The organism is Streptomyces sp. NPDC047072, from assembly GCF_040643855.1.
Taxonomy (GTDB): domain Bacteria; phylum Actinomycetota; class Actinomycetes; order Streptomycetales; family Streptomycetaceae; genus Streptomyces.
In genome coordinates this window covers 1-22,658 of the sequence record NZ_JBEYVC010000169.1, presented here as the reverse complement: position 1 = coordinate 22,658, position 22,658 = coordinate 1, and the positions used below count along the sequence as shown (strand labels likewise).

General features: G+C 69.9%; 15 protein-coding genes and 1 pseudogene. 5 read left to right on the top strand and 11 right to left on the bottom strand.

All coding sequences use genetic code 11. The annotated features are described in order from the left end of the window. Positions 1-109 (bottom strand): DUF6213 family protein (locus ABZ896_RS42545; protein WP_360941132.1); only part of this gene is annotated, 109 nt, incomplete at its 3' end. 66 nt (positions 110-175) lie between these two features. On the opposite strand from ABZ896_RS42545, the gene ABZ896_RS42540 reads away from it, so the two are divergent. From ABZ896_RS42540 to ABZ896_RS42530, 3 genes are read left to right on the top strand one after another with little or no spacing between them, the layout of a single operon-like run. After that, positions 176-1,114 carry a 5-dehydro-4-deoxyglucarate dehydratase gene (locus ABZ896_RS42540; protein ID WP_360941129.1) on the top strand — a complete coding sequence of 313 codons (939 nt, stop codon included), beginning with the start codon at positions 176-178 and terminating at the stop codon, positions 1,112-1,114. 56 nt (positions 1,115-1,170) lie between these two features. Next, entirely contained in the window at positions 1,171-2,511 is a 1,341-nt protein-coding gene (locus tag ABZ896_RS42535; RefSeq protein WP_360941126.1) for a gluconate:H+ symporter, read from the top strand. A 41-nt stretch (positions 2,512-2,552) separates the two neighbouring features. Then, the gene (locus tag ABZ896_RS42530) at positions 2,553-3,893 is read left to right on the top strand and encodes an enolase C-terminal domain-like protein (protein WP_360941123.1); all 1,341 of its coding nucleotides are present in this window, start codon (positions 2,553-2,555) and stop codon (positions 3,891-3,893) included. On the opposite strand, the gene ABZ896_RS42525 is transcribed toward ABZ896_RS42530, so the two are convergent. The 4 genes from ABZ896_RS42525 to ABZ896_RS42510 all read right to left on the bottom strand — a co-directional run bounded on the left by ABZ896_RS42525 (position 3,890) and on the right by ABZ896_RS42510 (position 11,796). Then, entirely contained in the window at positions 3,890-4,435 is a 546-nt protein-coding gene (locus ABZ896_RS42525) for a hypothetical protein (protein WP_360941121.1), read from the bottom strand. The two genes, ABZ896_RS42530 and ABZ896_RS42525, sit on opposite strands and share 4 nt — an antisense overlap. Before the next feature lie 83 nt (positions 4,436-4,518). Next, positions 4,519-4,824, bottom strand: a complete 306-nt coding sequence (locus tag ABZ896_RS42520) for a hypothetical protein (protein ID WP_360941118.1) — start codon at positions 4,822-4,824, stop codon at positions 4,519-4,521. 6 nt (positions 4,825-4,830) lie between these two features. Next, positions 4,831-5,277, bottom strand: coding sequence for a hypothetical protein (locus tag ABZ896_RS42515; protein ID WP_360941115.1), 447 nt, complete (start codon positions 5,275-5,277; stop codon positions 4,831-4,833). Positions 5,278-5,280: 3 nt separating this feature from the next. Continuing rightward, positions 5,281-11,796 carry an RHS repeat-associated core domain-containing protein gene (locus ABZ896_RS42510; RefSeq protein WP_360941112.1) on the bottom strand — a complete coding sequence of 2,172 codons (6,516 nt, stop codon included), beginning with the start codon at positions 11,794-11,796 and terminating at the stop codon, positions 5,281-5,283. Positions 11,797-12,023: 227 nt separating this feature from the next. Here ABZ896_RS42510 and ABZ896_RS42505 point away from each other — a divergent pair, with 227 nt between their 5' ends. Continuing rightward, a complete protein-coding gene (locus tag ABZ896_RS42505) occupies positions 12,024-17,099 on the top strand; it encodes a LamG-like jellyroll fold domain-containing protein (protein WP_360941109.1) in 5,076 nt (1,691 codons plus the stop codon). Between the two features lie 56 nt (positions 17,100-17,155). On the opposite strand, the gene ABZ896_RS42500 is transcribed toward ABZ896_RS42505, so the two are convergent. Continuing rightward, a complete protein-coding gene (locus ABZ896_RS42500) occupies positions 17,156-17,893 on the bottom strand; it encodes an SDR family oxidoreductase (protein WP_360941106.1) in 738 nt (245 codons plus the stop codon). A gap of 93 nt (positions 17,894-17,986) precedes the next feature. Between ABZ896_RS42500 and ABZ896_RS42495 the strand changes: the two are divergent. Then, positions 17,987-18,840: pseudogene (locus ABZ896_RS42495) on the top strand (LysR family transcriptional regulator). A gap of 9 nt (positions 18,841-18,849) precedes the next feature. Here the strand turns inward: ABZ896_RS42495 and ABZ896_RS42490 are convergent. The 5 genes from ABZ896_RS42490 to ABZ896_RS42470 form a co-directional block, all read right to left on the bottom strand. Further along, entirely contained in the window at positions 18,850-19,326 is a 477-nt protein-coding gene (locus ABZ896_RS42490; RefSeq protein WP_360941103.1) for a hypothetical protein, read from the bottom strand. Between the two features lie 85 nt (positions 19,327-19,411). Further along, a complete protein-coding gene (locus ABZ896_RS42485) occupies positions 19,412-20,116 on the bottom strand; it encodes a zf-HC2 domain-containing protein (protein WP_360941100.1) in 705 nt (234 codons plus the stop codon). Continuing rightward, positions 20,113-20,700: a sigma-70 family RNA polymerase sigma factor gene (locus ABZ896_RS42480; protein WP_360941097.1), complete on the bottom strand. Its 588-nt coding sequence runs from the start codon at positions 20,698-20,700 to the stop codon at positions 20,113-20,115. Before ABZ896_RS42480 ends, ABZ896_RS42485 begins: the two co-directional genes overlap by 4 nt. A gap of 82 nt (positions 20,701-20,782) precedes the next feature. Then, positions 20,783-21,799 (bottom strand): DUF1996 domain-containing protein, encoded by a 1,017-nt coding sequence (locus ABZ896_RS42475; RefSeq protein WP_360941094.1) that lies wholly within the window; start codon positions 21,797-21,799, stop codon positions 20,783-20,785. 75 nt (positions 21,800-21,874) lie between these two features. Next, the coding region (locus ABZ896_RS42470) for a CHRD domain-containing protein (protein WP_360941091.1) at positions 21,875-22,658 on the bottom strand (784 nt) is incomplete at its 5' end.

Sequence of the window (22,658 nt, the reverse complement as noted above, 5' to 3'; positions counted from 1 at the left end):
CGCCCAGACTGCGCAGCAGCTTGCTCACATCGGCCGCCGACACCTGCAACGTGCCCCGGTCGTCGACGATCAGAGGCAGAGTCACTTCACGGTTCGCCCCATTGACCAGCCACGCACATCACCCTAATCTCCATCCTCATATGTAGATGCAATCCATATACATGGAGATGAGTTCATGTCACTGAACCAGGCGGCCCAGGACGCAGCCCGACGCCTGCGGGACGGCATGGCGCGCGGTGTCCTGTCCTTCCCGCTCACCAGCTTCACGGACGCCGGCGACCTCGCCCCGGACGCCTACCGCACCTACCTCGCCGACCAGCTGGCCACCGCACCCGGCGCGCTCTTCCCCGCCTGCGGCACCGGCGAGTTCACCGCGCTGGACGAGGACGAGTACCGCGAGGTCGTCACGGCGGCCGTGGAGGTCGCGGACGGCCGTACCCCCGTCGTCGCCGGCATCGGCTACGGCTGGGCGCAAGCCCTCCGCTTCGCCCGTATCGCCGAGGAGGCCGGCGCCGACGCCGCGCTCGTCCTGCCCCACTACCTGCTGAAGGCCCCGCAGGACGGCCTGGTCGAGCAGGTCCGCCGGATCGCCGCGGGCACCGACCTCCCGCTGATCGTCTACCAGCGCGACCAGGTGACGTTCACCGCCGAGAGCCTGCGCCGGATCGCCGAACTCCCCACGGTCATCGGCCTCAAGGACGGCCACAGCGACCTGGACCGCCTCCAGCGCCTCACCCTCGCCGCCCCCGACCACCTGCTCTTCTTCAACGGCGCGGCCACCGCCGAGATCCAGGCCCGCGCCTACGCCACGGTCGGGGTCCCGGCGTACTCCTCGGCCGTCCACGCCTTCGCCCCCGAGATCGCGACCGCGTTCTTCACCGCCTTCCAGGACGGCGACGACCGTACGATCGACGACCTCCTGCGCGGCTTCTACATCCCGCTCGTCGAGCTGCGCGACCGCGTCCCCGGCTACGCCGTCTCCCTCGTCAAGGCCGCCGCCCGGCTGCGCGGCCGCCCGGTCGGCCCGGTCCGCGCCCCGCTCACCGACCCCGGCCCGCAGGACCTCGTAGAGCTGGAGAAGCTCCTGGAGACGGGGCTGGCCCTGGTCGGCTGAGCCAGGCCCGACCGACCGGATCGTCAACTGCGCACAGTTCAAAGGGGAACTGACCCATGCCACTTGTCGTCGTCGCCATCAGCGTGCTGGTCCTGCTGTTCCTCATGACCCGGCTGAAACTCAACGGCCTGGTCGCCCTGCTCCTTGTGGCCGTCGGCGTCGCGCTGGTGCAGGGCATCCCGGCCGCCGAGATCGGTGACGTCCTCGGAGAGGGCGTCGGCGGCCAGATCGGCGACACCCTCCTCGTCATCGGGCTCGGCGCCATGCTCGGCCGGGTCATGGGCGACTCGGGCGCCGCCCAGCGGATAGCCGGGCGGCTCGTCGGCTCCTTCGGGCCGCGCCGCGTCCAGGTCGCCATGGTGGTGACCGCCATGCTCATCGGCGTGACGATGTTCTACGAGGTCGCCTTCGTCATCATCGTGCCGGTCGCCTTCACCATCGTCCGCGTCACCCGCAGCAACCTGCTGTGGGTGGGTCTGCCGATGTCGATCGCGCTGTCCACGATGCACAGCTTCCTGCCGCCGCACCCCGGCCCCACCGCCGTGGCCGCCACCTTCCACGCCTCCGTCGGCCACACCCTCCTGTACGGCCTCTTCTTCGCGGTGCCGATCGGCGCGGTCATCGCGCTGGTGTGGCCGCGGCTGCCGTTCGTCCGCCGGATGAACCCCGAGATACCCCAAGGTCTTGTCACCGAGCGGGAGTTCGCGGACGACGAGATGCCCGGCATGGGCTGGTCGCTGTTCGTCGCCCTGGTCCCGATCGTGCTGATCGCGGGCGCCGCGGTGGCCGACATGGCGGTGGACGACGACAAGAACCCGGTGCTGCACGCCGTCGACTTCGTCGGCTCGGCCCCGATCGCCCTGCTCCTGACCCTGTGCCTGGCGATCTGGGCGTTCGGCCCGCGCATCGGGCGGAGTCTGGAGGAGGTGAGCGCGTCCTGCGTGTCCGCGGCCAAGTCGATGGCGATGATTCTGCTGGTCATCGGCGCAGGCGGCGCCTACAAGGGCGTACTCGTGGAGGGCGGGATCTCCGACTACATCAAGGACTTCACCGACGGCTGGGACATCTCGCCGATCATTCTCGCGTGGCTGATCGCCGCGATCCTGCGGGTGGCGCTGGGCTCCGCGACGGTCGCCGTCGTCACCGCCGCCGGTGTGGTGGCCCCGCTGGTCGCGGGCAGCGGGGTCCACCCCGAGCTGATGGTGCTGGCCGTCTCCTGCGGTTCGATCGCCTTCAGCCACGTCAACGACCCGGGCTTCTGGATGTTCAAGGAGTACTTCAACCTCTCGGTCCTGGACGCCATCAAGGCCCGTACGACCTACACGACCGTCCTCGCGGTCCTGGGCCTCGGCGGCGTACTCGCCGTGGAATGGTCCCTGGACGCGATCGGCATCTGACCCCCTCCCCGCATCCGGCCCCCTCCCCAAGGAACTCCCTCATGCCCAGCAGAAGTCAGCCGACCGTCACCGCCTTCGCCGTCTATCCGGTCGCCGGGCGCGACTCGATGGAGCTCAACCTCTCCGGCGCGCACGGCCCCTACTTCACCCGCAACGTCGTCGTCCTCACCGACTCCGAGGGCCGCACCGGACTCGGCGAGGTGCCGGGCGGCGAGAGGATCACACAGACCCTGCGGGACGCCGAACCCCTGGTCGTGGGCGCGAAGTTGGGCGACTACCAGCGGGTCCTGCGCGCGATCGGGGAGCGCTTCGGCGATCGCGACTCGGGCGGCCGCGGCCTCCAGACCTTCGATCTCCGTACGACGGTCCACGCGGTCACCGCCGTCGAGTCGGCCCTCCTCGACCTGCTCGGCCAGCACCTGGACGTCCCCGTGGCAGCGCTGCTCGGCGACGGCCAACAGCGGGATTCCGTACGGGTGTTGGGCTACCTCTTCTACGTCGGTGATCCGGACCGCACGGACCTGGAGTACGTCCGGGAGCCCGACGCCGACGTGGAGTGGTACCGGATCCGCCACGAGGAGGCACTCACCCCCGAGGCGATCGTCCGGCAGGCCGAAGCGACCTACGACCACTACGGCTTCCGGGACTTCAAGCTGAAGGGCGGGGTGCTGGCGGGCGCGGAGGAGGTCAAGGCCGTCCAGGCGCTCAAGGAGCGTTTCCCCGACGCGCGGATCACGCTCGACCCCAACGGCGCGTGGTCGCTGCGCGAGGCGGTCGAGCTGTGCGGGCCGCTGCTGGGCACGCTCGCGTACGCCGAGGATCCGTGCGGGGCGGAGGACGGGTACTCGGGCCGGGAGATCCTGGCGGAGTTCCGCAGGGCCACCGGTCTGCCCACGGCCACGAACATGATCGCCACGGACTGGCGCCAGCTGACCCACGCCCTGGCCCTCCAGTCGGTCTCCATCCCGCTCGCCGACCCGCACTTCTGGACCATGCGGGGCTCGGTCCGGGTGGCCCAGCTCTGCAACGCGGCGGGCCTGACCTGGGGTTGCCACTCCAACAACCACTTCGACATCAGCCTCGCCATGATCACCCACTGCGGCGCGGCGGCCCCCGGCGACTACAACGCCCTGGACACGCACTGGATCTGGCAGGAGGGCCTGGAACGCCTCACGGTCGCGCCGCCGCGCATCACCGACGGCGAGATCGCGATCCAGGACGCCCCCGGCCTCGGCCTCACCCTCGACAGGGACCGCCTCCTGGCCGCCCACGAGCTCTACCGGGAGAAGGCGTTGGGCGCCCGCGACGACGCGACCGCCATGCGCTACCTGGTCCCCGACTGGACCTTCGACAACAAGCGTCCGTGTCTGGTCCGCGACTAACCGATCGCCTCCGTCACGCCCCCGACGATCGCGGTCACGACACCGATCACCAACACGACATCCGCCGGCCGACAAGGTCTCACGAGAGTCCGTTTCACCGGTTCCGCGTCGGCGACGGGTTTCGGCCTGCGGGGGATCCGTTCCCTGATTTCCTTGGCCGCCAGTTCCGACGTCGCGAACCAGTAGTCCACCAAGGACCCGCCGAACACGACGGGGACAAGGCGCTCGTCGCGGACCGTCACGATCTCCAGCCCGGCCCCCGGTCCCGCCACCACCTTGCGAATCCCGTCGTATCCGACTTCCTTGGATCCGACGGGATTGACGACGAGGAGCGAGTTGGCGCGCAGTACGACCGCGCAGGTTCCCATCCGGAGAAAGAAGACGGCCAGACCGCAGAGCACCGCCGTGATGCGCCACAGGTCGAGGTAGTCCCGGCGCTCGATGTTCAGCAGCGCCGCCCAGGGGGACACACCGCAGACCGCGACGACCATGATCCCGTTGAAGATCGGCCACGACCGCCGTCGCAGCACTCGCTCTTTCACCCACTCGTCCTGACGTTGGTCGCGGAGAAGGCTGTCCCCGCCTTCGCCACAGATGCCCCAGCCGACCTGCCGACGCAGGGACCTCACGCCCTCCGCAAGGTGAGGAGGTCGTGTCGGTGGGTGAGCATCGCCATGGGATCCGATTCCACTCCGGGGACCGCCCTGCACGCCAGTTCTTGTCGCTCCCCCTCCGACACTCCCACCGAGAGAGGCCGGCTCGAGCACCATGAGATCTTGACCTGAACGGTGTGCGTGCCCGGGGAGACCGCCCTCAGACAGGTCTCGCCCCGCCGTAGATCCCCCACGTGTTCGCCGTCGACGTACACCTTGTAGCGGCGCAGTTGCGCATAGCTGTCGGCCTCGTCACGGCGTACCGAAATCTCTGTCATGACGGATCACCCTTTCTCCCGGTTCGGGAAGACTCCGATGACCCAGGAATCCACATCCGGGCTCCGCCGGTAGAAGACGTTCGACTGGACAGGATCACACAACGCGACCAGGGTCTCGCCCTCTTTCAGGTCCACCACCTGCAGAAACGACGTACTTCCACTGGCCTTCATCCGTGTCACCCCGAACTCGAGCCGGTGAGGGCCGGGGGGCAGCTCGATGAAGCGGGGCGTCTTCGCGCCACGGTCACGGGAGCAGAGTTCCACGCCCTCCTCCCGGACGGACACGATGCCCGCCTTGTGGGTCAGGCTCCGAACCGGCTCCCTTATCTCGGCGAACACCAGAACGCCCGTTCGCCCCTTCCTCCGCGCCCTCTTCAGGCACCACCTGACGAGCAAGGGCAGTCGCTGCGACCCATCGAGCGCTTTCACGGATGGGCGACCGGTATCCGTCATGAGCTAATCGTCCTCCGAACGGCTGGAGTCACCCAGGTTGCCCCCTGTAGCGGTTCCGATAATTGCATAACCCACAGAACTCGTATTGGCGACACCGGCAATGGTTCGCCCCAGCATCGCACCTCCTTTGAGGAGCGTCCGCGAGAAAATGCCGGCACCCGCCGACTCCCGAAGCGCTGAATTCGCCATACGACTGGCGGCGACACCTTCTCCAGCCATTCCCAGGCTCACCGCGCCCATCGTGCAGCTCCCCCACTGCTTGGAGAGGCACGCGTCCGCGGTGGTGGCACCACCCAACACGAACCCGCCGACCAAAGCCGCGTCGGCGACCCAGCCCAGGGGGGTGAGCATGGACGCCACGCCGAGTCCGACGCCGATCCAGCCCAGGGCTTCGCTGTGCTTCTGCATGAACCCGTGGGCCGCTTGCCAGGTCGAACTCCATGCCTTCGACCACCAGGACCGGTGCGGCTGGGGCTTGGGCGCGGGTGGGGTGTAGCCGCTGTCGGTGACGGGGTTGCTGTAGTGGTTGCTGATGGAGGCCGCCGTGCCCTTGGAGACGACCGTGCCCCGGCGGTAGTCGGCGAGGCCGGTCTTCGGGTCGTAGCCGACCTCCTTCTGGACCTTCTTGGAGCAGTACGACAGGTCGTACTGGCAGGAGTTGGGGCGTGAGCCGATCTCCCGGCCGGTGGGGTCGGAGAAGGTGACGGGGTTGTCCGAGGCGTAGGCGTAGCCACCGAGTTCCTGTGGGCTGTCGTCCTCGAAGACGGGGTCGAGGCTGGTGAAGCGGCCCAGGGTGGGGTCGTATTCGCGGGCGCCGACATCGGTGAGACCGGTGGTGGTGTCGGTGGTCTTGTCGAGGAAGGTGCGGTTGTCGGGCCAACTCGCGGTGGTGCCACGGGGGTTGCCGTAGGGGTCGAACTGGCGCCAGGTGGGGGTCTGGGCGGTGTAGTCGAGGTAGAGGCTGTTGGTGCCGTGCTGGTCGGCGGCGAGTTCGAAGCCGTAGGCGGTGCCGGTCCCGGTGCGGACGATCGTGGCGCCGCCGGGGGCGGTGTAGTAGCGGACTCCGGTGGCGGTGCCCGCGGAGTTGTCCAGGGTGATCTGTTCGCTGCCGAGGTAGAGGGTGGTGGTGGTCGGGTCGGTCTGGAGGAGCAGGTTGCCGTCGGCGTCGTAGATGTAGCTGGTGGAGGTGGAGGCGGTGGCGTCGGTGATCTTGGTCAGCTGGTCGTCGTTGTTCCAGGTGAGGGTCTGGTCGGCGGTGCCGGTGTGACGAGTGGTGGTGTTGCCGTCGCTGTCGTAGCCGTAGCTGGTGGAGCCGGTCGTGCCGCCGGTGGTGGTCGTGGCGGTCAGGGTGTTGGACTGGCTGCTGGAGAAGCCACTGGTGGTGACGGTGTCGCTGGCGGTGCCGGAGACGGTGTGCTGGGTCTGGGTGAGCCGGTTGCCGATGGCGTCGTAGGTCCAGCTGGTCCAGTAGGCGCCGCCGGTGATGCCGTCCCCGACGGTGCTGTGGTCGCTGCTGGTGGGGGTGGCGGCGCAGTTGTCGGTGGCCGTCCAGGCCGTAGTGAGGCGGTCGAGGGAGTCGTAGGCGTAGCACTGGGTCTCGGCCGTGCTGCTGGAGCCGGAGCGGGTCTCGGTCTGGCGGGTGATGTTGCCGGAGAGGTCGTAGGTGTACGCGGTCTCGTCCACGCTGGACGGGGTGGCGGTGGAGCGGGTGACCAGCTGGTCGGTCAGATCCCCGGTGTGGCTGTCGTAGGCGTCGGTGACGGTGGCGTAGGACGTGGAAGAGCCCAACTGGACTTGTGCGACCTGGTCGTTGGCACTGTATGTGGTGCTCTGGAGGTAACTGTAGGCACCGGCCAGGGCGTTGGGCTCGTCGTCGTTGTTGTAGCCGTGGGTGACGGTCTCGGCGGGCAGACCGCCGCCGAGGGCGTAACCGTCGGTCCACAGCAGGCCGTTGACGCTGGTGTACGAGTGGGTGATCTTCCAGGTCTTGCCGAGGACCGAGCCCTGCGCCGCGGAGGGGACGATGGTCTCCTCGCCCAGGGATTCGCCGAAGACGTTGAAGCCCACGGCTTGTTGGACGTAGGCGTAGCCGCCGCTGTACGAGGTCGCCGTGGTGACGTGGCCGACCGGGTAGGTCATGCCGGAGACGGCGGTGTTGGCGTTGTCGTAGACCCAGGCGGCCGTCTGGTTGCCCGGTGAGCTGCTCGACGTGTAGGCGGTCTGGTCGGCGGTGGCGGCCGCGTACCTGCCGGTCTTGCGGTCGAGGGCGTCGTAGGTGAAGGAGACGTAGTCGCCGCGGGAGTCCTTGGTCTGGAGCAGGTTGCCGTCGGCGTCGTAGGTCATGGTGGAGGTGCCCGCGGTTGGGTCGGTCTTGGCGGTCACCTCGTCGGCCAGGTCGTAGGTGCTGGTCCACGTGTCGCCCTTGGCGTCGGTGGTGGTGGACTTCTGGCCGTGGCCGTCGTAGCCGTAGGTGGTGGCGCTGGTGGTGCCGCCGGTCAGGTAGAAGGTGCCGGTGGTGGTGTTCAGCGGGGTGGTCAGCGACGGGGTGGCGGTGTACTCGTCGAGTTCGCTGTCGCGGCCCAGCGGGTCGGTGCGGGTGGTCTTGATGACGCCGCCGGCGGGCGGGATGACGGTGGTGGCGTCGCCGTTGTAGACGGTGGTGGTCGTCGAGACGAGCGAGCCGTTCTTCTCGGCGATGTCGTAGACCTGCCGGCCGAGCCCGTCGTAGGTGAACACGTCCTGGTCGGAGACCTGGTTGTCGGCCACCGCCTTCAACGACAGGGTCGGTGTGGTGGCGGAGTCCCAGTAGCCGGTGTTCTGCTTCGCCGTCCAGCCGCGCGAGTCGTACAGGGTGTCGTCGATCAGACGGCCGCCCTGCGGAGTGTAGGCCTGCGTCTGCCGGGGGCGGCCCAGGGAGTCGACGATGCTGACCGAGGTGAGGTAACCGCTGTTGTCGTTCAGCGTGTTGCTCACCACGCCGGACACCGAGGTGTTCGACAGCGTGTAGGTGTAGGTCGCGTTCGCGAGGGAGCTGGTCGCGCGGGAGTTCTTCCACACCGACGTCGTCCGGCCGAGGGCGTCGTAGTGCGTGGTGGTCACCACGTGGTCGGCGTCGGTACTGGTCAGGGTCAGTCCGCGCTCGGGGTCGAACGTCGTGCTGGTGGTGTGGGCGACCCCGCTCACCGTGGGCTGGGCGACGCTCTGTCCGGTGGTCAGGTAGGCGGAGTCGACCGTGTAGGTGGTCGTGGTGGTGTTGCCGTTGCCGTTGGTGGTGCTCGCCAGGCGGTGGTAGGTGCTGTCGTAGGTGTTCCGCGCGGTGGTCCGCCAACTGAAGGCGCCCGCGCCGTAGTCAGTGGCCGTGCGGGTCATCGTGACCAGGCCCAGGGTCGGGGCGCTGGACTGCGGGAACGTGGTGGAGAAGGTGGAGTCGTCGTAGAACGTCCGGGTGGCGGAGACCACCTGGTCCGGACGGTTGACACTGGCGGGCGCGCCGAGGGTGTTCAGCCCGCTCGGCACGGAGGAGGTGGAGCCTTCGGTGAACCCGGAGCAGGCCACCGAGTCCTCCTCGGTTCCGGATACCAGGCCCACGAGGTTGGCGCCGGTGTTGGCGGGCGCGTAACTGGTGGCCGTGCACTGGTCGTAGTGGGAGTCGACCGGCACGGTGTGCTCGTAGCTGTAGGTCGGCAGGGCGAAGTCGTCGTCCGAGCGGGTGGCGTCGTAGGTGGTGTCGGTCTCGGTGTCGCGCCAACTCGTCGTACCGCCGTCGGTCAGCCGCTGCCGGGTCCACTCCTCCGCGGTGCCGGTCGCGTTGGCGGTCAGGTCCGGCAGGCCGGAGCGGGTGCGGGTCGCGGTCGCCCCGGAGATCCAGTACGAGGTGATCGTGGAGTGGTCGACGCCGCCACCGTCACCGAGGTAGGACGTGGACTCCAGGACACGACCGGCGAGTTGGGGCGAGTCGGTGTGGTGGCCGCCCTGGGAGTCGGCCAGCGAGATGCTCCGGGTGGAGGTCGAGGAGAGCCAGTCGCCGTCCATGCCCTGGTAGTAGGAGTCGACCTGCTTGGTCCTGGCGTCTCCCGAACCGTTGCCGGTCGTGGTCGTCACCTGCTGATAGCCGCGCCACTGGCCGTAAGTCCGGTACTTCGCCTTGGTGTTCTCGTCATCGTCGTAGTGCCAGGCCGCACCGCTGTAGGCGTAGTCGGTCTCCTTGGTGGCCGAGCCGCCGTAGGTGTCGGTCTCCAACACCTCTTGCACCGCGTACTTGTTGAACCAGTCCAGCATCGGGCTGATGTAGCCGCTGGGCGTCCAGTACTGCGGGGAGCAGGACGCGGTGTTCGACGACGGGGTCGCCGAGGTCGAGCACGCGGTCGGCAGCGTGTAGGAGACACCGGTCACCCCGCCCATCTCGTTGGTGATCGCCGTGATCCGGTAGCGGAACAGGCCCGGGTAGGTGGCGGTGCTCACCCGGTTCTCCAGCGCTGAACCGGTGAACTGCACCGCCGGCATGGTGATCGAGGAGGTGGAGCCGCCCGCGGTGGTGTCCGAGCCGGTGCGCTGGATCGAGGACAGCCACAGCGTCGCGCTGGTCGCGTCCCCGGTCGACGGCTCCGTCTGGGTCAGCGCGTAGGAGTCGACCGTGACGTACGCGCCTGCGGAGGCCGAGTACTGCTGGGTGGTGATGGAGGTGAGGCGGACGGTGGAGAAGTACGACGGCGCGTGCGCGCTGCACGTCGCCCCGGACGCGCACACCAGGTCGTACGGCACGTCCGGGTAGTAGGCCGCGTTCGAAGTGGTCTCCGCGCTGCCGCAGTTGCCGCTGGTGGAGGTACAGCGCACCGACGTGCCGTAGACGATCTTGTCCGGGACGGTGCCGTAGGGGCCGGTGGCCGTGGTGAAGCCGTAGTCGATGTGCGCGAGGTAGGAGTCGCGCACGTACTTGACCTCGGAGTCCCCGTTGTGGGCGCCGTAGTAGTTGGTGTCCTGCTTGTAGTAGTAGGCCATCGCCGCGCCGGTGACGGTGGTCACGTAGTCCAGGTGCCACTTGGACGCCATCGTGCAGTAGCTGCTGGTGGCCGTGGAGTCGTAGCAGGGGTCCCCGGAGTGCGCCGCGTACACGCGCTCGGAGTCCACCGAGTTCGTCGTGTCGTCTCCCGACGCCCAGCCCGGCAGTTCGTTGCGGCCGAAGTAGTACTTGGTGCCGTCCCGCTCGGTGACCACCCAGTACGACGTGTCGTACGTACCCGAGCCGTTCGACGAGCCGGTCACCTTGCTGACCGTCGCGCCGTCGTCGTCGGACAGCTTGTAGGTGGAGGTGTCCTTGTCGTAGACGATCGCGTTCGAGGACCCGTTCAGGGACAGGGTCAGGATCGGCCCGTCGTAGCACTCGTCGGTGGTGGTCACCGAGCCCGCGCTGCCCTCCGGGGAGTCGTCACAGGGGGTGAACTCCTGTGCCACGAAGGAGTCCTGGGTGCTCCAGCCGTCACCCACCCAGGACGCCTGCGCCTGGGTGTTCGCGGTCTTCGCGTCCACGCTGCCCGAGTCGTACGACAGCGACGCGTCCGGCGCCAGCGACGTCGAGGCGCCGGGCACGGCCACCTTGTAGGTGTACGTGAAGTCGCCCGACGAGCCCGACTGGGTCCAGGAACCGGCCGACGAAAGGGTCGATGCGTAGGTGCCGCCCGCCGCGCCCTCCTGGCCGGTGGAGTCGGTGGCCGCGATCACGGTCGCCGCGCCCGAGGTCGACGCCGTCTGCGCCGGGACGACGGTGGCCGCCGGGCCGTCGTAGACGGCCGGCACGGCCGCCCCCGGGCGGGCGGCTCCGGTCGAGGCGGGCTGCGCCGAGGATGCGGCGGGGAAGGTGACGGCCGCCGACACCGCGGCGTTCTTGGTGTCGTTGCGGGAGGTCAGCGGTGTCTGCTCGCGGCACTCGGCCAGTTGAGGGGTCGTCAGCGCACAGGCGGGAAGCTCCACGAGACGCAGCCGTGAAGCGTAGTTGCCGCCCACGGCCTGGCTGAACGCCCCGTAGTCCAGGCCCACTTGCACCCGGCCCGCAGCGGGGGCCCGGTCGGGGGTGAGAGACCACACGGGGCCGGAGACGCCCAGCCGGGTGGACAGCGACCTGGGCCGGACCTGGACGCCCAGCGTCCTCGGGCCGCTGTAGGCGCCCTTGCCGGGCGCAACGGCCTTCGCCCACACGGGCGTTCCCGACGCGGTGGCCTTGGAACCGGCGGTCGCCGAGGGCTTCGGCGCCCCGAGTTCCAGGGTCGCGGCCCCGGCGGCCGGCCACGCGGTCCGGGTCGGCGCCGCTGTGTGACGCGTGGCGTCCGAGGTGCGCACGTCCTTGCGCGGAACGGACTTCAGCCCCGTGACGGAGCGGCCGAGGTCCGGTTTCGGCTTCGCGGCTGTCCTGGGGGTGGAAGGAGGTGCGCTCGCGGTCGAGCCGAAGGCCGGCCCCACACACAGGGACCAGGCCAACAGCGCCGTCCATCCCACCGCCACCAGCCGCGTGCGTCTACCGGACACCGGATACCCCCCTCGTCACGGAACCAGAGAAGAAATACCCGAGATTTCAATTCCGAAGGATATGGAGTTGGAAAAAAGCAGTCCATGAACCTCACAAGTGACCCCAACTGCCCATACGGTGACGCGGCCTTGGCCGTCCGTGATTCCTGACGATCACCAAGGGCGTCTCAACCGGATTTTGCAGAACGCTTGGAATCCTTTAGCAGCCCAGGAATTGGGGGAAAGAAATGCATAAGAATGGGTCGGCCTCTCCGCCCCGCTCATGGGCGCGCCGCGCGATCGTCGGCGCCACCGTTCTCGCGGTCGCCGGCACCCTCGGCAGCCCCGCTCTCGCCCAGGCCGCCACCCCGGCGCACTCCCCCACCGCCACCCGGGCGCCGGCCGGCTCCTCCCCCGGCCTGACCGAGGACCAGGCCCTCGCGAAGGCCCGGTCCACCGGAAAGTCCGTCCAGGCGACGGCCGCCACGACGGACTCCTCCACGCTCACCGCCAACCCGAACGGCACGCTGACGCTCAGACAGACGATCGCGCCCGTACGCAAGCTGGTGCACGGCAGATGGAAGAGCCTGGACGCGACGCTCACACGTCACGCGGACGGCACGATCTCCCCCAAGGTCTCCACCGCCTCCCTCACCCTGTCCGGCGGCGCGGCGGGCACACCCCTTGCCGCCATGCGGGCCGGCAGCGGCGCCCTCGCCGTGTCGCTGCCCTCCGCGTTCACCCTCGGCGCCCCCACGCTCGACGGCCCGACCGCGACGTACCACGACGTGCTGCCCGACGTGGATCTCGCGGTCACCGCACAGGACACCGGCGGCTTCAGCGAGGTCCTGGTCGTCAAGGACGCCGAAGCCGCGGCGAACCCCGCCCTCTCCGACCTGACCCTCGCCACGAAGGCCACCGGGGTGACCCTGGCCAGTGACACCGCCGGTGACATCACCGCCAAGGACCGCGCCGGGCGGACCGTCTTCTCGGCCACCGCCCCCACCATGTGGGACTCCAGCCGCCCCGCGGCGAACACCCCGAAGGTGACCGACCCCGAGTCCGGTCAGGTCGTGGACCGCCGTGACGGCGCGCCGCTCGCCTCCAGCGCCGCCGCGCCCGGCGACAACGCCCGGAAAAAGAGCCTGAAGGCCGCCTACCGACAAGGGCACATCAGCCTGTCGCCCGACCACACCCTGCTCAGGGGCAAGGACACCGTCTACCCGGTCTACATCGACCCCTCCTTCACCGCGTCCGGCCAGACCGACACCGTCCAGGCGTGGGCGTTCGTCGACAACGAGTGGCCCGACACCGCCTTCTGGAAGCCCGGTTCCTCCAACCCCGGTCCGCTGCACGTCGGTTACACCGACTGGACCTCCGACGTCTCCACCAACCGGTCGTTCTTCCAGACCAGCGTCCACAGCGCCCTGTGGAACTCGACGGTGATCTCCTCCGACATCTCCTTCTACGAGAACTGGTCGGCCTCCTGCACCGCCAAGGCCCTCGACCTGTACTGGACCGGCTCGATCTCCTCGTCCACCACGTGGAACCACCAGCCCTCCCGGCTCAGCAAGATCGGCTCGCAGTCCGTCGCCCACGGCTGGTCCACCTCCTGCGGCCCCGCGGACGTCACGTACTCCCTCACCTCGCTGATGCAGCGGGCCGCCGACAACCACTGGTCGAAGGCCACCTTCGGACTGCTCGCCGCCGACGAGGGCGACGACCTGGCGTGGAAGCAGTTCAGCAAGCAGGCCACGATCACCACGACCTACGACCACACCCCCACCACCCCGACCTCGCTGACCACCAGCCCGAGCACCAACTGCTCGGCCACCACGCCCACTTCACTGGGTCTCGGTGACGTCACCCTGCGTGCCGCGGTGTCCGACCCGGACGGCACCACCAGCCCGCTCACCGCGAACTTCACGCTGAAGAACATGGCGAGCGGCACGACCTACACCCGGGCGATCAACGCCACCAGCGGCACCACCGCGAGCACCCTCTACTCCCACACGGCCTCCGGGCCCTTCAACGCGCTCACCGCGAAGACCGAGTTCGCCTGGTATCTCACCGTCACCGACCAGCATCTGACGAGCAGTCAGTCCAAGACCTGCCACTTCTCTTACGACCCCACGGCCCCCGGCGCACCCACCGTCGCCCCCGTCACCTCCACCACCAGCCAGTGCCCCGAACTCACCGACAGCCCCTCGGGCGACAGTCTGTGCGCCGTGGGCACATCGGCGAGCTTCACCCTCACGGACACCAACACCACCAGCGCGCCCGGCAGTTACCGCTACCAGCTCAACGGCGGCAACCCCGTCAGCGTCAACGCCTCCAGCTCCAGCCCCTACACCGCGACCATCTCGCTGAAGCCCACCACCCAGACCGACGTCCTGACCGTCACCGCCGTCGGCGGCAGCGGCAACGTCGGTGACACCTACGACTACCGCTTCATCGCCCGGGCCCCCGCCACGGCCACTGACGACGACCTCAACGGCGACGGCAACGCCGACCTGTTGACCGTAGGCGGCAAGAACTCCCTGCCCGCCGGGCTCTGGCAGGCCACCGGCAACGGCGGCGGCAAGCTCAACCCGGTCGCCCGGAACATCGGCATCGACGGCAACGGCGTCTCCACCACCCAGACCGCCACCTCCTTCACCGGCACCCAGACCGTCACCGGCCACTTCTTCACCGGAAGCGGCTTCAACGACGTCCTCGACTACGGCTACGACACCTCAACCGGCGCTGTCAGCGGCGAGATCCTGCGCGGCCAGGGCGACGGCACCGACCTCCAGCCCGTCGACTCCCTGCCCGTCACCAACTCCACCGGCGTCTTCGCCCTGACGACGACCACCTTCAACGACGACGGCACCACCACCGACACCACCACCCCGGCCACCTCCGTCGCCACCGGCGGGGGCCTCTACAACACCGTCAACGGCAACACCGCCACGGGCTATCCGGATCTCCTACTGGTGATCAACGGCTCGCTCTACGACGAGAACTCCGTGCCCGCCGCGGGCCTGTACCCCGGTGCCGACCAGGCCACCGACCTCGCCGACTACAACCCCTACTGCCTGGCCCAGAACACCGCCGCCACCACCAACTGCACGACCGGCTGGGCCGGTTGGACCCTCACCGGCACCCTCGACGCGAACGGCATGCCGGAGCTGTTCGCCCGCGACACCAGCACCGACACCGGCGACCCCTCCCACGGCCAGCTCTGGTACCTCAGCCCCACCAACCTCCAGAGCCTGACCTACGACGCCCTCTCCAACGGCGCCACCGACACCACCCTCACCTCCGTCGAAGCGGCGAGCACCGGCTGGGACTCCGTCAGCCAGCCCACCCTCCAGGCCGCCGACATCAACAACGACCACACCCCCGACCTGTGGACCATCGGCAGCACCGGCACCGCCACCGCCCATGAGATGACCCTCTCCGGCACCACCGCGAGCTGGACCACGACCACCGGCCAGGCCCTGAGCACCGACACCCACGACTGGCCCCTCAACGACTACGACACCACCGCCCTCACCGCCGACGACGCGGCCACCAGCGCCATCACCCTCACCGGCACCAGCGGCGTCACCGCCCCCGAAGGCGGCCTCTTCGACCCCGACGTCGCCCTCGACGCGAGCGACCACGACTACCTCCAGGGCTCCAAAGCCCTCGACCTCACCAAGTCGTTCACCGTCTCCGTCTGGGCCGACCCCACCGCCTACGGCGGCGCCGTCCTCTCCCAGAGCGGCAGCGCCGACTCCGGCATCCTGCTCATCCCCACCTCCACCGGCTGGCAGTTCAGCCTCAACACCGGTGCGGGCACCGCCTGGAGCTTCGACACCGTCACCGGCGGCACCGTCCACCTCAGCACCTGGGCACACTTGACGGCCACGTACGACAAGACGACCCACGTGATGGACCTCTACGTCGACGACGTCTTCGTCGACAGCGGCGACCACACCGCCCCCAGCACCGGCGCGAGCGGCAACTTCCAGCTCGGTGACGCCCTCGACGCCTCCGCCCGTACCGACTACTTCACCGGCGAACTCGCCCGCGTCCGCACCTGGACCGGCTCCGTCGTCCCACCCGCCCAGCCCTACACCCCGGCCGGCTACCACCAGGCCGTCACACCCACCCGCATCCTCGACACCCGCAGCAGCGGCGGCCTGACGTACACCAGCGGCGTGACCGCGGGCACCGCGACCATCGCGTCCGGCTCCGTCACCAGTCTGAAGATCGCGGGCGACAGCGTCACCTCACCGGCCAGTGGCGCACCCGCCACCGTTCCCGCCTCGGTCACCGCGGTCGCCATAGACGTCACGGCCACCGAGCAGAGCGACTCCGGTTACGTCACCACTTACGCCGACGGCACCCAACGCCCCCTCACCTCGTCCACCAACTTCGCCTCCGGCATCACCGCGACCGGCTACCAGATCGTCCCCGTCGGCAACGACGGCAAGATCGACCTCTACACCCACGTCGACGGCAGCAGCGGCGCCGCCGCCCTGATCGTCGACCTCACCGGCTACTTCACCAGCGACTCCAGCCTCACCGGCGACCAGACCTACACCCCGCTGACCAGCGCGGTCCGCGCCCTGGACACCCGCTCCAGCGTCGCCCACACCAGTCTGACCAGCACCGGCACTGTCGCCGCCGGCACCAACTTCACCCTCCAGATCACCGGCCAGAACGGCGTCCCCGCCAACGCCACCGCCGTGGCCGTCGACCTCGCCGCGGCCAATGCCACCGGCACCGGGTACCTCCAGACCTACGCCACCGGATACGCACCCACCACCGACACCAGCCTCAGCTTCAACACCGGCAACGCCATCGCCTCGCTCTCCGGCGACGTCCCCATCGGCACCAACGGAACCATCACCGTCTCCGTCCACGGCAACGACACCGCCGTGCTCGCGGACATCTCCGGGTACTACACGACCGGCACGACCGGCCAGAAATTCCACACCCTCAACCCCACCCGCCTCGTCGACACCCGCATCGGCATCGGCGGAACGAGCACCCCGGTGGCCGCCAACACCGCGTACACCCTCACCACCGCCACCACCCAGCAGGTCACCATGGCCACCACGCCCACCCTCGCGGCGATGGTCACCGTCAACGGGCCGACCGCGGGCGGAAACGCCACCGTCTACCCCACCAGCGTCGGGAAGCCGGCCACCAGCAACCTCAACTGGGGCACCGGCGACACCATGGCCAACCTCACCCTGACCCCGACCGACCCCAGCGGCCAGATCAGCGTCTACAACGACAGCGACGGCACCACCGACCTCATCGTCGACACCAGCGGCTACTACATCTGACCGACCCGCGTTCCACAGCCCGGCTCCGGTGGTCCACCGGAGCCGGGCTGTCGGCGTCACCAGGGAACCACCCCGTCGTCCTCGAAGAACGCCCCCGTCGGGCCGTCGTCCGGCAGCGTGGCCAGGCGGATCGCCACCGCCGCGCCCTGTTGCGGGGTGCGGGGGCCGTGGAAGCCGTTGAAGTCGGTGGCGACCAGGCCCGGGCAGGCGGCGTTGATCAGGATGCCCGTGCCGGTGAGCTGCCGGGCGTACTGCACGGTGACGGCGTTGAGGAACGACTTCGACGGGGCGTACGCCGCCATGACGGGGCCGATCTCGATGTCCGGGTCGGCCTGGCGGGTCAGGGAGCCGACGGAGCTGGAGACGTTGACGATGCGCGGCGCGGCCGAGCGGCGTAGCAGCGGCAGCATCGCGTTGGTCACCCGGACCACCCCGAGGACGTTGGTCTCCACGACCCTGCGGACCACGTCGAGGTCGAGCGTGGTCGGGTCCTGCACCCACCCCGGCCCGAACTCCCCTGAGACACCGGCGTTGTTGACCAGGGCGTCGAGCCGCCCGGTCCGCCGCTCGACCAACTCGGCGGCGGCGGTGACACTCTGACCGTCCGTCACCTCCAGCGGCACCCCGAACGCGTCCACCCCGGCGGCCCGCAGCTTCTCCACGGCGGTCTCGCGCCGTACGTCGTCACGGGCGCCGACGCCGACGCGGTACCCGAGGGCACCGAGCCCCGCCGCGATCTCGTACCCGATCCCCTTGTTCGCGCCGGTGACCAGCGCGGTCTTCGTTTCGCTCATGCCGTCGATGCTCGCTCGCGGCCCGGCGGCGCGGCCAACACCGATACGGTGCCCTGTGATACCCGACGGGTATCACCGACGTAGGCTCTGCCCATGGACACCCTGGAGACCCGCGAGCTGCGGTACTTCCTCGCCGTCGCCGAGGAGCTGCACTTCGGCCGCGCCCCGGGCGCCTCGGCATGGCCCAGCCACCGCTGTCCCGCGCGATCCAGCAGCTGGAGCGGCGCCTCGGCGTCCCGCTGCTGGTCCGCGACCGGCGCGGTGTCTCGCTGACCGACGCCGGTGACGTCCTGCTGCACGAGGGCCGCGCGGCCCTCGACGCGACCACCGCGGCGGCCCGCCGGGCCCGGCGTGCCGGGGCTCCGGGCGGTCCCCGCAACCGTCTGGTGCTGGCGGTGAAGGCGGCCGCGTCCCACGACCTGCTGCAGAAACTCCTCGCCGCCTACGCGGCCGAGCCCGACGCCGTGGAGATCGAGGTACTGCCGAGCGGCACGTGCGAGCAGGAGGAGATGCTGCGCGACGGCCGCGCGGACGTGGCGCTCATGCACGCGCCGTACAACTCCCTGGCCGGGTTCGACAGCGAGGAACTGCTGTCCGAGGGACAGATCGCCGTCCTGCCCGCCGGCCACCCCCTCGCCGCGCGCAAGGCCCTGTCCCTGGCGGACGTCACCGACGTCCCCGACCTGCCGCTCGCCCGCTGGCCCCGCAACGGCGTCTTCCCGCCGGGCCCGGGTCCCGAGGTCCACGACCAGACGCAGCTGGCCCAACTGATCGCCCTGGGACGCGCGATGGCCATCTTCCCGGACTCCGCCCGCTCCTGGCTGTGGTCCGAGCACACCGCGGTCCCCCTGACCGACGCCCCGCCCGTCGTCACCCACATCGCCTGGCCGGCCCACAGCCGCTCCCTGCCCCTGGCGAACCTGATCCGCACGGCCACGCGCATGTGACCGCCGACGTCACCGCTCCGCGACCGCGCCCAGCAGACGCCGGACGCGCGCGTACTCCGCGGCCATCTCCGGCGTCGCGAGGAAGTCGTCGAGCACGGCGGAGACCTCGTAGTCGACGTCCTCGACGGAGCGGATGGCGAGTTCGTAGACCTCGTCGCGCGCGTTCCGCTCCAGGTAGCCCTGCCAGTGCTCCAACGCCTGGAGGACGGCGAGGACTTCGGTGTCCATGTCTCCGTCGGTCAGGATGCCGTCGTCGATCGTCGCGAGCGCGCCGCGCAGTTCGGCGGCGCCGAGCGTCAGCACGTTCGCGCACGCGCCGCTGAGCGCCGCCCAGGCGTCCTCGGTGAGTTCGCCCTCGTAGGCGTCCTGGAGACGTTCCGCGCGCACCAGGCGGGTGACGGTCTCCTCCGCGAAGACCCGCACGCCGTCGTCGCTCGCCGCGTCGACCCATCGGCGTATCTCCGCCTCGACCTCGCTGTAGTCCATGCCCGCACCCTAAGTCGGGCGGCCCGTGGCGGGAGCGCGGGGTGGGCCGGATCCCCGGTTCGGGTCTCCGGCCCCCGGCCGTGCGTCAGAACGCGACCGACAAGTACTGCTTGCCCTGTTCGTTCTCCACCAGGACACGGCTCACGTCGGCGGCGGGTACCGCCGCCGAGCCGTCGAGATGGGATCCCTTGAGCTGGTCGGCGACGACCCAGCTGCCGGCCACCTCCCGCTTGCCGTTCGCGGTCTCCACGATCAGCCGGCAGTGTTCGCCGGCCGGGATCCCGGCCACCGCCGCGTTGACCCGCACCCACTGGCTGGCCGGGGTGAGCTTGACCGTGCCCCGGACGCCGGTGGCGGCACTGGCCGTGGCCACGCGCTGTCCGGCGGGGGGTGGGGTCACGGCCGTGGAACTCGTCGGGGGCAGGACCTGGTCGTTCGTTCCGCCGGTGTTCTGGCCGAGCAGGACGCCGGCGCCCAGGACGGCCGCCGCGGCGACGGCCGCGACCGCGGACAGGGCGACCCGTCGTCGTAGGTCCGAGCGGTTTCCCTCGGCGCGGACCTGCCGCAGGGTCCGTTGCAGGATCAGGTCGCCGTCCTGCGGCGGCCCGTCGATGAACGCCTCGGGCGGGACCTCGCCGAGCGCGTTCTCCATCTCGCGCAGTCCGTCCAGTTCGTCGCGGCACCGCTCGCAGGACGCCACGTGATCGTCCACGTCCCGCACCTCCTGCTCGTCCAGCGCGCCGAGGACGTAGGCGCCGAGCAGTGCGCTGTCGTGCTGGGCGATGCTCATACCGCCACCTCCTTCACCACGGCGAGCGGGGCCGGTTCCGGGGTGTTCCGGTAGAGGTCCCGCAGCATCTTCAGGGCATAGTGTGACCGGGATTTGACCGTGCCGGGCGGTATCCCGAGAGTTTCGGCGGCCTCGGTGACGCTGCGCCCCTGGAAGTAGATCTCCTGGAGCACTTCCCGGTGGTCCGGGGAGAGCCGGTCGAGTGCCTCCATCACCAGCATCGAGTCGGCCACGGCGTCCGCGTGGTCCTTCGCGACCGGTGTGGTGGCCGCCGACTCCGCGACCTCGGCCGGACGGACCGCCTTGGCCCGGTACCGGTCCGTGATGATGTTCCGGGCGACGGTGAGCAGCCAACCGCGCACCGAGCCCTTCCCGTTGACCAGGGCCTCGGGATGTTTCCAGGCCCGGATCAGCGTTTCCTGTACGACGTCCTCGGCGGCGGCGTGATCGTTGGTCAGCCGTCGCGCGTAGGCGAGGAGGGCGCCGCCGTGCTCCTCGTAGAGGGCCCGGATGAGTGCCTCGTCACCCGTTCTGCGTTTCTCCCTGGAGCCGCTTCGGCTTCGGGACCACAGTGCCGCCGCCATTCACCTTCTCCCGTCCTTCTACGGAATCCGACGCGCAGAACACGGGTGAACTCCCGTACCGGTTCAATGTGATGACGGTCACTCAGTCCGCGGTGCAGTGGCGGCCCCCGTTCAGACAGTCCACCACCCGCGCCATCTGACGCTCCGTCATCACGTCGAGGAACAGCGCGTGATCGGTCTTGGGGTCGCGCATCTGCTCAGGGAAGGAGTCCAGCGCGTACGGCGTCCCGGCCGGCAGCCGGTAGGTCACCGTCACCCTCAACCGCGGTACGGCGAAGGTGTTCTGCGGGCAGCTCCCGTCGGCGCCGGGGAACACCGCGTGGCCGCGGTGGTCGGCGCTGTCGGTGTTCAGTCCGTCCCAGCAGCTCGGGAAGTCGAAGGTGCGGGTCACCCCGCTGCCGGCCGGGCACAGCGTGTACTTCGTCGTGAACCGCTCGGCGTATCCCGAACAGCCCCACTGCGCGTGGATGTTGGGCACCTGGTTGAGGTGGGCGACCGGATCGCCGGTCACCAGCCGCAGGAACCGGGGCATGGCCACCACCGGGCTCGCGGGGTTGCCGAGGAACTCCACCCGCACCGAGGCCGCCGTCACGATCTCCCCGGTGTTGCCGTCCCGTCCGCCGCCCGTGGTGTGCGCGTCCGTGCCGGTGCGGTCCAGCCGGCGGACCACCGGCCAGTAGTACGCCGAGCGGTCGCCGTTCTCGCAGGTGGTCCGCGCCGCGGCCAGACTGGCGTTGGTGGAGCGGGCGTTGGTGGAGAGGTTGCCGACGTAGTCGTGGGTGTGGTGGGCGCCGCCCGTCACCCCCGGCAGGAACACCACGTTGTCCGCGTTGCGGTGGCGCTCGGTGTTGCGGCCGCACTCCTGGGTGTAGGTGCCGACGGAGGCGGCGGGGCCGGTGACCGGGGCGGGGGCCGCGGACACCGTGCCGATGCGGACGTACTCCGAGGACGCGGGCCGTCCGCCGGTCCGCTCCTGGGACGCCGGGGCCGTCCGGGCCACCCCGACCACCCCGAGGGCCACCAGCAGGGCGAGGCCCAGTGTGACGGGGAGGAAGACCGATGTCAGACGGGGTCCTGGGCGCAGGAATCGGGTCCGCACGTGAGCATGCTCGCAGCAAGGTCTGGACCTGACAAGCCACGTCCTGGACGATCCGGCTGGCCTGAACTGTGCGGCTCAGTGGAAGAGTTGGCCGCGCACGGCGCCGTCGGGGAACTCCTCGGTGTGCAGGTTGGAGTAGAAGCCGGTGGGGTTCTTCTCGATCTGCCGCACGACCGCCGGGTCCGGTACCTCGGCGGTGCCGGAGACCGCGAAGATGTTCGCCGGGACCGGGGTGACGAACAGCGGGACCTTCACGTCGCCGTTGCGGCCGAGGGTGCCCTGGTGGATGTGGCCGGCGAGCGGGGCGCCGATGTTGACCCAGGCCAGCGAGTAGCCGATCCGCCCGCGGCCCGCGCCGGGGTAGAGGAACGTGATGGCGTGTCCGTCGGGGTCGCCGACCCGCTTCGGGTCCTTGGTGGGCACCTCCTGGCCGCCGTCGGCGAGGGCGCGCAGGGAGCCGCCGCGGATGATGCTCAGTGGGTTCACCGGCTTGGCCAGCGGCTTGAGCTGGCCGCGCACGGCGCCGCCGGGGAACTCCTTGGTGTGCAGGTTGACGTAGAACCCGGCCGGGTCGGTGCGCAGCCGCTTGGCCAGGGCCGCGTCCGTCACCTCGGTCTGTCCGGCCGCCGACTGGACGGTGGACGGCATCGCCGTGGTGAACAGGCCGACCTTCACGTCGCCGTTGGTGCCCGCGGCGCCCTCGTGGATGTGGCCGAGGGTGGGCCGGGCGATGCCGTTCCAGGTGAGGGAGAAGGTGACGCGGTCGCCCTTGACTACGGTTGCCGACGGGACCGCGTCCAGCCGGGTCATCGGCGACCTGCCCGACACCGGGACCTCGCAGCGGGACGTGCGCTGGACC